The sequence below is a fragment of the Tardiphaga sp. genome (genome assembly GCF_044340795.1).
GTDB lineage: Bacteria > Pseudomonadota > Alphaproteobacteria > Rhizobiales > Xanthobacteraceae > Tardiphaga.
Genome location: NZ_JBIISY010000242.1, coordinates 1 through 8,500 on the forward strand (window position 1 = coordinate 1; position 8,500 = coordinate 8,500).

General features: G+C 63.3%; 8 protein-coding genes. 3 read left to right on the forward strand and 5 right to left on the reverse strand.

Annotated elements, in window-relative coordinates:
• Positions 1-120: 120 nt before the first annotated feature.
• Complete coding sequence (locus ACIQ17_RS27070; protein WP_398472426.1) at positions 121-819, reverse strand: DUF1013 domain-containing protein; 699 nt, start codon at positions 817-819, stop codon at positions 121-123.
• A 246-nt stretch (positions 820-1,065) separates the two neighbouring features.
• On the opposite strand from ACIQ17_RS27070, the gene ispH reads away from it, so the two are divergent.
• The 3 genes from ispH to rnhA are packed head-to-tail and all read left to right on the forward strand — an operon-like array spanning position 1,066 to position 3,459.
• Positions 1,066-2,028 (forward strand): 4-hydroxy-3-methylbut-2-enyl diphosphate reductase, encoded by a 963-nt coding sequence (gene ispH / locus ACIQ17_RS27075; protein WP_398472433.1) that lies wholly within the window; start codon positions 1,066-1,068, stop codon positions 2,026-2,028.
• Between the two features lie 4 nt (positions 2,029-2,032).
• Positions 2,033-3,013: a homoserine kinase gene (locus tag ACIQ17_RS27080; protein ID WP_398472427.1), complete on the forward strand. Its 981-nt coding sequence runs from the start codon at positions 2,033-2,035 to the stop codon at positions 3,011-3,013.
• Positions 3,010-3,459, forward strand: coding sequence for a ribonuclease HI (gene rnhA, locus ACIQ17_RS27085; RefSeq protein WP_398472428.1), 450 nt, complete (start codon positions 3,010-3,012; stop codon positions 3,457-3,459). The genes ACIQ17_RS27080 and rnhA overlap by 4 nt, the downstream gene beginning before the upstream one ends.
• Positions 3,460-3,623: 164 nt before the next feature.
• Here the strand turns inward: rnhA and ACIQ17_RS27090 are convergent, their stop codons facing one another.
• The 4 genes from ACIQ17_RS27090 to ACIQ17_RS27105 form a co-directional block, all read right to left on the reverse strand.
• Positions 3,624-4,109, reverse strand: coding sequence for a peroxiredoxin (locus tag ACIQ17_RS27090; RefSeq protein ID WP_398472429.1), 486 nt, complete (start codon positions 4,107-4,109; stop codon positions 3,624-3,626).
• 66 nt (positions 4,110-4,175) lie between these two features.
• Positions 4,176-4,715: a DUF924 family protein gene (locus tag ACIQ17_RS27095; RefSeq protein WP_398472430.1), complete on the reverse strand. Its 540-nt coding sequence runs from the start codon at positions 4,713-4,715 to the stop codon at positions 4,176-4,178.
• A gap of 104 nt (positions 4,716-4,819) precedes the next feature.
• Positions 4,820-6,508, reverse strand: coding sequence for a long-chain fatty acid--CoA ligase (locus ACIQ17_RS27100; RefSeq protein ID WP_398472432.1), 1,689 nt, complete (start codon positions 6,506-6,508; stop codon positions 4,820-4,822).
• A 246-nt stretch (positions 6,509-6,754) separates the two neighbouring features.
• Complete coding sequence (locus ACIQ17_RS27105; RefSeq protein ID WP_398472434.1) at positions 6,755-8,143, reverse strand: D-alanyl-D-alanine carboxypeptidase family protein; 1,389 nt, start codon at positions 8,141-8,143, stop codon at positions 6,755-6,757.
• Positions 8,144-8,500: the final 357 nt, after the last annotated feature.

The following is an 8,500-nucleotide window of genomic DNA, read 5'->3' on the forward strand; positions in this document are numbered from 1 at the left end:
GCCCTACCAGGGTAGTGTATCGTCCCGTTGCAGCGAAATGCAATTGAACCAAGCCAACAAAAAACGCGGCGATGGCTCGCCGCGTTTTCGATCGTCACAAAGCACTCGGCGCTTTCGCGCTTACTCTTCGTCTTCGTCCTGCTTCTTGCCGCCGATGCCCTTCAGCTTGGCGAACACGGCGTCGACATTGAGATCGTCGTCGCTCTTCTCGGCACCTTCGTACTCGTCCTTGCGGGTGGTTTCCGAAGCCGGCAGCAGCGTGGCGCCGCCATAGGCCTGCTGGTCGAGCGGCTTTTCCTTTGCGGCGCGCTGCACTTCGAAATCGAGTTCGAGCTGCGAGCACAGGCCGAGGGTCACCGGATCCATCGGGGTCAGGGTCTGCGCATTCCAGTGGGTGCGGTCGCGGATCGAGGCGATGGTGGTCTTGGTGGTGCCGACCAGGCGCATGATCTGGGCGTCCTTGAGTTCCGGATGGTTCCGCACCAGCCAGAGAATGGCGCTCGGGCGCTCGTGGCGACGCGACACCGGGGTGTAGCGCGGCCCCTTCTTCTTGGCGGCAGGCGGCAGCACCACCTTGCTCTCTTCGAGCTTCAGGCGGTAATTCGCGTCGTTCTCGCCGCGTTCGATCTCGTCACGGGTCAGCTGGCCGTTGGAGATCGGGTCCATGCCCTTGATGCCCTGGGCGGCGTCGCCATCGGCGATGGCGCGGACTTCGAGCACGTGCATCTTGGTGAAATCGGCGACCTGGTCGAAGGTCAGCGCGGTGTTGTCCACCAGCCACACGGCCGTCGCCTTTGGCATCAGCGGGGCATTGCTCATGGCAAATCTCCTTTGCGCTCCGCCCGCCTCTTGGAGGCGGAGCCGTCTGGTCATCGGGGATGACGGGGAATTAGCCTTCTATATAAGCTGTGCCGGGGCTGACGCGCAATGGCGGACGTTTCGGCCTTGACAGCGCCGTAAACCGGCCCCAAGTCCTTATGCAAACAAGCTCTTTGGCTGATTTTCCATCAATCTGACTGCTCGCCCCCGTTTTTCGGGAGGCCAAGGCACATGGATCGCCCCGATATGACCAAACCGGACCTGAAAATCGTTCTTTGTTCGCCGCGCGGCTTCTGTGCCGGCGTGGTCCGGGCAATCGATACGGTGGAACGCGCATTGGCCATCCACGGTGCGCCGGTCTATGTCCGCCACGAGATCGTCCATAACAAATATGTCGTGGACAGCCTGAAGACCAAGGGCGCCATTTTCGTCGAGGAACTCGCCGAGATTCCGGATAATACTACCGCTCCGGTCGTGTTCTCCGCCCATGGCGTTCCGAAGTCGGTTCCCGAGGATGCCCGCCAGCGCAATTTCTTCTCGCTGGACGCGACCTGCCCGCTGGTCACCAAGGTGCACCGCGAGGCCGCGATCCACTTCAAGCGCGGCCGCGAAATCCTGCTGATCGGTCATTCGCATCACCCGGAAGTGGTCGGCACCGTCGGCCAGCTGCCGCCGGGCGCGGTCGAGCTGATCGAGACCGCCGAGGATGCCCAGACCTTCCAGCCGAAGAATCCGGACAATCTGGCTTTCGTGACCCAGACCACGCTGTCGATCGACGACACCGCGGAAATCGTGGCCGTGCTCAAGGAGCGCTTCCCGAACATCAACGGCCCGCACAAGGAAGACATCTGCTACGCCACCACCAACCGCCAGCTGGCGGTGAAGAAGGTGGCGCCGGTGGTGGACGCCCTGATCGTGGTCGGTGCGCCGAACTCGTCGAACTCGCAGCGCCTGCGCGAAGTCGCCGAGCGCGAGGGTTGCCGTGTGTCGGTGCTGGCACAGCGCGCCTCGGATCTCGACTGGAGCATGTTCGAAGGCATCACCAGCCTCGGCATCACCGCGGGTGCATCGGCGCCGGAAGTGATCGTCGAGGAGATCATGGAAGCCTTCGCCGAGCGCTACACGCTGAATGTGGAGACGGTGTCGGCTGCCGAGGAGAACGAGTTCTTCCCGCTGCCGCGCTCGCTGCGTCCCGAAGCCGCCGCGTGAGGTCATGGCCGTCTATACTGACGTCGCCAATGACGATCTCGCGGACTTCCTGAAACAATACGATATCGGCGAAGTGCTCTCCTACAAGGGCATCGCCGAAGGCGTCGAGAATTCCAACTACCTGCTCCACACCTCGAAGGGCGCGTATATCCTCACGCTCTATGAGAAGCGCGTGGCGCTGGACGACCTGCCGTATTTTCTCGGCCTGATGGCGCATCTGTCGGCGCGCGGGGTCACTTGCCCGCAGCCGCAGAAGACGCGCGACGGTGCGGTGTATTCGTCACTCGCCGGCCGTCCGGCTGCGATCATCAACTTCCTCGAAGGCATGTGGCCACGCCGGCCGAACGCCGTGCATTGCGCCGGCGTCGGTGACGCCTTGGCGCGCATGCATGTGGCCGGCAGCGATTTTCCGCTGAAGCGCGCCAACAACCTCTCGGTCGAGGGCTGGCGTCATCTGCTCGATCTGGCCGCGCCGCGCGCCGATACGGTGCAGCCCGGTCTGCGTGCGTTTCTTGAAAAAGAACTGGCCGATCTCTCCGCGCACTGGCCGCATGATCTGCCCCAAGGCGTGATCCATGCCGACCTGTTTCCGGACAATGTTTTCTTCCTCGGCGACAAACTGTCGGGCCTGATCGACTTCCCGTTCTCCTGCAACGACATGCTCGCCTACGACGTGGCGATCTGCGTCAATGCCTGGTGCTTCGAGCCGGATTTTTCGTTCAACGCCACAAAGGCCCGGGCGCTGCTGAATGCCTACAATAAAGTGCGCCCGCTCACCGCAGCCGAACAGGCGGCGATGCCGCTGCTGGCGCGCGGCGCGGCGCTGCGCTTCCTGCTGACGCGCCTGGTGGACTATCTCAATGTCCCCGAAGGCGCCTTCGTGAAGCCGAAGGATCCGCTGGAATATGTCCGCAAGCTGCGCTTTCATCAGTCGGTGAAGAGCATGGCCGATTACGGCGTCGAGACTGCGGGACAGCCTGCGTGAGCACACATCCGGTGACGATCTATACGGACGGGGCCTGTTCAGGAAATCCCGGCCCCGGCGGTTGGGGCGCGATCCTGCGCTTCGGCGATGCCGAGAAAGAGCTGAAGGGCGGCGAGGCCCATACGACCAACAATCGGATGGAGCTGATGGCGGCGATCTCGGCGCTGGAAGCGCTGAAGAAGCCGTGCTCGGTCGACCTTCACACCGACAGCCAGTATCTGCGCAACGGCATCATGAGCTGGATTCACGGCTGGAAACGCAATGGCTGGAAGACCGCCGACAAGAAGCCGGTGAAGAATGTCGATCTCTGGCAGCGGCTGGATGCAGCGCTGCATACGCATGAGATCCGCTGGCACTGGGTGAAGGGCCATGCCGGCCATGCCGAGAACGAACGCGCGGATCAGCTGGCGCGGGATGGGCTCGCGGAGGCGAGGAAGAAGCAGTGATGTTTGGACACTGACGCGCCCATCATTCTGGCCGTCATCATCACTCTAACTGTCATCGCCCGCGAAAGCGGGCGATCCAGTAAACGCTATCGTCAAAGATATTCACCGAAGCCAGTGATTACTGGGTCACCCGGTCAAGCCGGGTGACGACAGTTAATGTGTGCTTACAACTGCCCCAGCAGCGTGTCGCCGCCCGAGACTTCCACCTTGCCCGGTGCCGGCTCGAGATTCAGCTTGGTCACCTTGCCGTCTTCCACCAGCATCGAATAGCGCTTGGAGCGGATGCCGAGGCCGTTGCCGGAGGCGTCGAGGTCGAGGCCGATGGCCTTGGCGAATTCGGCATTGCCGTCGGCCAGGAACACCGCTTCGTCGCGCAGGTCGGTGTCTTTCTTCCAGGCATTCATCACGAAGGCGTCGTTGACCGAGGTGATGGCGATGGTGTCGACGCCCTTGCCCTTGATGGCATAGGCGTTGAGGAAGATGCTCGGCAGATGCATCTTGTGGCAGGTGCCGGTATAGGCGCCGGGCACCGCGAACAGCGCCACTTTCTTGCCCTTGAAGATGTTGTCGGTGGTCTTCACCACCGGACCTTCCTCGGTCATCACGCGAAACTTGGTCTCGGGCAGCTTGTCGCCGACTTGGATGCTCATGCTCGTTTTCTCCGGATGTGGAGAGGGATGTTTAGACCGCGGCGAGGGGGCGGGCAATATTGGCCGTCACCCCTTGAACCCGCCCGCATCCAGAAACGCCTGCTCCTCGGCCGTCGTGTCGCGCCCGAGCACGGCATTCCGGTGCGGGAAGCGCCCGAACCGGCGGATGATGTCCGCGTGGATGTCGGCATATTTCATATTGTCGGCATCGCCGGTAGCGCGGAAGAGGGCACAGCAGTGCTCCTGGTCGGCGAGCTCCTCCGAATGCATCAGCGGCATATAGATGAACTGGCGGAGTTGCGGATCGACGCGATCGCCGACGCCGCGATCGATCGCGCGCTTGGCCAATGCGCAGGCGGCGGCATCCGTCGCGAAGGCGCGGGGGTCGTTGCGGAAGAGGTTGCGCGGAAACTGGTCGAGCAGGAGGATCAGCGCCAGCGTGCCGTCGTCGCTGCCCTCCCATGACGCCAGCGCGCCATCGCGGGCGGCTTCATAGGCGGAGACGAAACGCGCCCTGATCTCGGCGTCGAAGGCGTCGTTCTTGGCGTACCAGCGGTCCCAGCCGGCGTCGGTCCAGAAGGTGATGATGTCGGCGGGAGAGGTCATGCAAAACTCGAAGCGTAGGATGGGTTGAGCGTCTTCGCGATACCCATCACCGCCTGCGCGAGGGGTGATGGGTATCGCTTCGCTCAACCCATCCTACGATCTTGTCAAGCCGCAGCCTCCTGCTTCTTCTCGTCGCGGAGTTCGCGGCGGAGAATCTTGCCGACATTGGTCTTCGGCAGGGCATCCCGGAATTCGATCTGCTTCGGCACCTTGTAGTTGGTGAGCTGGCCCTGGCAGAACTTGATGATGTCCTCGGCGGTGAGCTTCGGATCCTTCCTCACCACGAAGGCCTTCACCGCTTCCGTCGTCTTCGCATCGGCCACGCCGATCACGGCGCATTCCATCACGCCCGGATGGCTGGCGATCACGTCCTCGACCTCGTTCGGATAGACATTGAAGCCGGAGACCAGCACCATGTCCTTCTTGCGGTCGATGATCTTGGTGAAGCCGTCGGCATCCATGATGCCGATGTCGCCGGTGCGGAAATAGCCGTCGGCCGTCATCACCTTGGCGGTTTCGTCCGGCCTGTTCCAGTAGCCGATCATCACCTGCGGGCCCTTGGCGCAGATCTCGCCGGGCTCGCCGATCGGCACGGCGTTGCCGTCGTCGTCGCGGATCGAGATATAGGTCGAGGACACCGGCAGGCCGATCGTGCCGGTGAATTGGTCGATATCCGCCGGATTGCAGGTCAGCGTCGGCGAGGTCTCGGAAAGACCATAGCCTTCGGCGACGAGACATCCGGTCACCTTCTGCCACTTCTCGGCGACGGCCTTCTGCACGGCCATGCCGCCGCCATTGGAGATCTTCAGCTTGGAGAAATCCACCTCGTCGAAGCCGGGGGAATTCAGCAAGCCGTTATAGAGCGTGTTGACGGCCGGGAAGCTGTTGACCTGATACTTCTTCAATTCCTTGATGAAGCCCGGCATATCGCGCGGATTGGGGATCAGGAGATTGACGCCGCCGGCGCGCACCGCGAGCAGGAAGCAGGCCGTCAGCGCGAAGATGTGATACAGCGGCAGCGCGCAGACGATGAAGAGCTGGTCCACATGCGGCGGCTTGCGGATCGCCGGCTGCAGCCAGGCGTCGTTCTGCAGCATGTTGGCGATGATGTTGCGATGGAGCAGCGTCGCGCCCTTGGAGACGCCGGTGGTGCCGCCCGTATATTGCAGGAAGGCGACATCGTCCGGGCCAAGCGTCGGCTTCTTCAACGTCATGCTGCGGCCGGCCGAGACGGCATCGTTGAAGGCAACCGAGCCGGGCAGGTTGAAGGCCGGCACCATCTTCTTGACGCGGCGAACCACGAGATTCACGATCATGCCCTTGAAGCCGAGCATGTCGCCCATGCTGGCGACGATCACATGCTTCACCTGGGTCCTGGCGATCACCTGCTGCACGACGGAGGCAAAGTTCTCCAGCACGATGATGGCTTCGGCGCCGCTGTCCTTCAGCTGGTGCTCCAGCTCGCGCGGCGTATAGAGCGGATTGACGTTGACGGCGGCATAGCCGGCGCGCAGCACGGCGCAGGTGGCGACCGGATAGTTCAGCACATTGGGCATCATCAGCGCGACGCGGGCGCCCTTGGCCATGCCCTTGCTCTGCAGCCAGGCGCCGAGCGCCACCGAATGGTCGTCGAGCTCACCATAGGTGATCGACTTGTCCATGCAGATGAAGGCCTTGCGATCCCGAAACTTCGCGAAGCTCTCTTCCAGCAGCGCCACCAGCGACGGATATTGCGCGGTGTCGATATCGGCAGGCACGCCGGCCGGATAGTGCTTGAGCCAGATGCGCTCCATGACATTCCCCCTCGTTGTTAGTTCGTTGCGCGAAGTATTGAGCAGATCGCGCAGACAAGGCAAGCGGCGTCGCAACACGGCGCCTCAGGGCACCACGTTCCGCAAGATCAACGCATATGATTGGTTAAGGAAGCGGGTCGCGCGACACTTTGCCGTAGGGGCGGATTAGCCGAAGGCTTAATCCGCCGCGGAGTTTCAACCATGAGGTCGGCCGGCGGATTACGCTGCGCTAATCCGCCCTACAGCTCAGCTACGCGGTGCTGTCGCAGCCGGCTTGGCTTCGCCGGTGGCTGCGGGCTTCGGCGCGGGCTTGGCAGCCGGCTTCGGGGCAGCGGCTGCTGCAGGCTTGGCCGCCGCGGGCTTCGCGGCTGCAGGCTTGGATGCGGCTGCATCGGGCTTCGCCGCAGCCTGCTTGGGCGCGGCGGGCTTCGCTGCAGGCTTGGCGGCGGCCGGCTTGGCGTCGGTGGTTGCCTTGGCGTCCTTGGTGTCGGCTGCAGCCGGCTTCTTCGCCGCGGCCTTGGTGCCCTTCTTCGGCTTCGCCTTCGGGGTCTGCTTGGCCTCTTCCACCGCATTGGCGGCGATCAGGTCGGCGCCGGTCTTCTTCGGTCCGGTATAGACGATGACGGGCTCCACAGGCGCGGCGGCCGCGGCCATCATGTCTTCCGGGCGGAGCGTCGGCGGCTGCAATCCGCCGGCGAAGAAGGACAGTGCGGCCGAGCTCGAGGCTTCGCTGCTGGCCACGGCATCCTCGTCGCTGATCGGGCCCTGGCGCTTGCGCTTCGGTCCGCACATTTCATCGCGCAGGTTCGGCGGCGCGGCATCGATCGGCGCCATCGCGTCCACGGTGCCGAGCGCCGGCTTCAGCCAGGTCAGGCCACCATTGCTGTTGCCGAAACCGGCCTCCAGCAGCTGCGCGGCCTTCACCGCGCGGGCATGGCCCGAGGTGGAGCCGAGCACGACGGCGATCAGGCGCTTGTTGCCGCGGGTGGCGGAGGCGACGAGATTGTAGCCGGAGGCACAGATGAAGCCGGTCTTGAAACCATCGGCGCCGGGATAGCGGCCGATCAGCTTGTTGAAGTTCGGCGTGATGCGACGGCCGAATTTCATCGCCGGGATATGCATGAAATATTCGTATTCCGGCAGGTCGCGGATCACGGCGCGGGCGAGGATCACGAGATCGCGGGCCGAGGTCACCTGCTCGTCGGCGGGCAGGCCGTTCGGATTGACGTAATGGGTCTGCGTCATGCCGAGGCGCTGGGCGTTGGAATTCATCATCGCGGAGAAGCCGTCGATGGAGCCGCCGACGCCTTCGGCGAGTACCGCGGCCATGTCATTGGCCGACTTCACCATCATCATCGTCAGCGCGTTCTCGACGGTGACCTGGGTGCCGGCCTTGAAGCCCATCTTGGAGGGCGACTCGGCCGCGGCGATCGGCGACACCGTGAACACGGTGTCGAGACGGATGCGTCCCTCCTTCACGGCCTTGAGCGTCACATAGGCGGTCATGATCTTGGTGACCGATGCCGGATGCCACGGATAGGTGGCGTTCTCGGCCTGCAGCACCTTGCCGCTGTCCACTTCCACCACCAGCGTTGCTTCGGCGCGCGCGGCTTGCGGCGCGAGCGCGCACATCATCAGGGCTGTGGCCGTCGCAAACGATTTCAGTGACAGGCGAAGGGAGTGAAACTGCACGATCCGGTTCCGGTCTTGGCGGCCCGCCTGCAGTGCCTCGGCACCGTGCGCAGCAATTTTTGGAAAATGAGGGTTCGAAGCTCTCAAATCGATTGCGCCGTCACGCAGTGATGGCAGCAAACCTATACCGGCCGGGAGCATCAGAACAGTGGCGATGGTGTTAAATCGGTGAGGAAAGGGGCTAAAGTTCGGCGGTGCACATTGGCGGAGCACTCTCCGGTGTCGTCACCCGGCTTGACCGGGTGACCCAGTAAACAGCGCATGGACTGAGTTTACTGGATCGCCCGGTCCTAGCGCGCA

What these genes read in the sequence shown, in the direction of transcription:
- ACIQ17_RS27095 (WP_398472430.1), bottom strand. Translation starts at nt 4,715, where the DNA reads ATGACCTCTCCCGCCGACATCATCACCTTCTGGACCGACGCCGGCTGG.
- ACIQ17_RS27090 (WP_398472429.1), bottom strand. Translation starts at nt 4,109, where the DNA reads ATGAGCATCCAAGTCGGCGACAAGCTGCCCGAGACCAAGTTTCGCGTG.
- ispH (WP_398472433.1), top strand. Translation starts at nt 1,066, where the DNA reads ATGACCAAACCGGACCTGAAAATCGTTCTTTGTTCGCCGCGCGGCTTC.
- ACIQ17_RS27100 (WP_398472432.1), bottom strand. Translation starts at nt 6,508, where the DNA reads ATGGAGCGCATCTGGCTCAAGCACTATCCGGCCGGCGTGCCTGCCGAT.
- ACIQ17_RS27070 (WP_398472426.1), bottom strand. Translation starts at nt 819, where the DNA reads ATGAGCAATGCCCCGCTGATGCCAAAGGCGACGGCCGTGTGGCTGGTG.
- ACIQ17_RS27080 (WP_398472427.1), top strand. Translation starts at nt 2,033, where the DNA reads ATGGCCGTCTATACTGACGTCGCCAATGACGATCTCGCGGACTTCCTG.
- ACIQ17_RS27105 (WP_398472434.1), bottom strand. Translation starts at nt 8,143, where the DNA reads ATGATGTGCGCGCTCGCGCCGCAAGCCGCGCGCGCCGAAGCAACGCTG.